Origin of the sequence: thiotrophic endosymbiont of Bathymodiolus puteoserpentis (Logatchev) (assembly GCF_900127505.1) — a bacterium.
Taxonomy (GTDB): Bacteria; Pseudomonadota; Gammaproteobacteria; order PS1; family Pseudothioglobaceae; genus Thiodubiliella.
Genome location: NZ_UEXF01000056.1, coordinates 1 through 922 on the forward strand (window position 1 = coordinate 1; position 922 = coordinate 922).

The window sequence follows — 922 nt, forward strand, 5'->3', positions numbered from 1 at the left end:
TGTGAGTGAGAAAGAAGCATTTAGGGCAACAGATTTAATGAATAATAGACCTAGGAAATGCTTGGGGTATAAGACCCCATTTGAGGTCTTTGCCAAGATGACTGGAAAAGACTATTTTTTAAATGGAAGTGTTGCACTTATGGGTTGAATTCGCCAAATTAATTTACAGAAAAGAGATTGCAATACTTCGAAAGGAATTACGAGAAAAATATCTAACAATATAATAGAAAGTGCCAATAAAGTTAATCATCCTATCTACCCCTGAGCCTATACATTTGAAACCATTTCGATTTACTCAATGAACTTACTAGAACTCTATCAGCAAACCTATACCTATGACACGGGTAACAATCTAACCCAACTCTTACACCAAGCAAACAGCAGCACATGGCAACAAACCCTCGCCATCCACCCAAACAACAACCGTGGCACTGAAACCCAACAATCCACCACCGACTTTGATGCCAATGGCAACTTACTAACCCTTGACAACATTGGTGCTCTAGATTGGCACTACAACAACACCCTTAACCAACTTACTAAAGCAGACAAAAACAACAACACACAATACTATGTCTATGATTGCCAAAACAGGCGAGTCCGCACTGTGATTGAATCTAACAATCAAGCGCAAAGCCAAAGAGACTACCTACCTGTACTAGATATCTCAACCAACGAAGCAAAGAAACAAATCAACACCCTGCACATCGGCACCCATATCCTGCGCGAAAGTAGCAAAGACAACACCCAAAACTCTAGTCCAAATTTTACTCAAACCCGCTACCAACTCACCAGCCACCTGCAATCCAACACCCTAGAACTTGACGACAAAGCCCAAGTTATAAGTTATGAGAATTACTACCCTTATGGTGGTACTGCCATTATTGCTGGCAAGGATAAAACCGAAGTCCAACAAAAACGC

General features: G+C 40.9%; 2 pseudogenes. Both read left to right on the top strand.

Annotated elements, in window-relative coordinates:
- Nucleotides 1-148, top strand: a pseudogene (locus BHECKSOX2_RS10615) (IS30 family transposase); the annotation flags it as partial.
- A 150-nt stretch (nucleotides 149-298) separates the two neighbouring features.
- Nucleotides 299-922 (top strand): annotated as a pseudogene (locus BHECKSOX2_RS07225) (RHS repeat-associated core domain-containing protein); the annotation flags it as partial.